The following is a 525-nucleotide window of genomic DNA, read 5'->3' as shown; positions in this document are numbered from 1 at the left end:
AGCTTGCAGCGTTCTCTCAGTTTGCATCTGACCTTGACGATGCAACTCGTGCTCAGCTTGAGCATGGTGAGCGTGTTACCGAACTCATGAAGCAGAAGCAATACGCGCCAATGAGCGTAGCTGACCAGTCTGTGTCTATTTTCGCAGCTGAAAAAGGTTACCTAAAAGGCGTTGAGCTGAACAAGATCGGTGATTTCGAAGCTTCTTTGCTCTCTTTCATGAACAGCGAGCATGCTGACCTAATGAAGACTATTAACGAGACTGGCGACTACAACGCCGACATCGAAGGTGGTTTGAAGGCTGGCCTCGACAAGTTCGTAGAAACCCAAACCTGGTAAAGACACGGAGGTGTCTTAAGGCACCTCAGGTCCAGATTGGAGAGTAAAGATGGCCGGCGCTAAAGAGATTAAAACCAAGATCGCGAGTGTTCAGAACACTCAGAAGATCACATCCGCAATGGAAATGGTTGCAGCCAGTAAAATGCGCAAGGCGCAGGATCGCATGGCTGCGAGCCGTCCATACGCG

The 525-nt window shown here is 49.9% G+C and carries 1 protein-coding gene and 1 pseudogene; both read left to right on the top strand.

Translation table 11 applies throughout. The features are described 5' to 3' along the window. A pseudogene (locus tag FRW57_RS22780) lies at positions 1-338 on the top strand (F0F1 ATP synthase subunit alpha); the annotation flags it as partial. A 49-nt stretch (positions 339-387) separates the two neighbouring features. Further along, on the top strand, positions 388-525 hold a 138-nt coding region (locus tag FRW57_RS25165), incomplete at its 3' end, for a F0F1 ATP synthase subunit gamma (RefSeq protein ID WP_203230531.1).

This window comes from Segeticoccus rhizosphaerae (genome assembly GCF_009192725.1).
GTDB classification, from domain to species: Bacteria; Actinomycetota; Actinomycetes; order Actinomycetales; family Dermatophilaceae; genus Segeticoccus; species Segeticoccus rhizosphaerae.
Note: the sequence above shows the minus strand (reverse complement) of the source record. Positions and strands in the feature narration are given on the sequence as shown.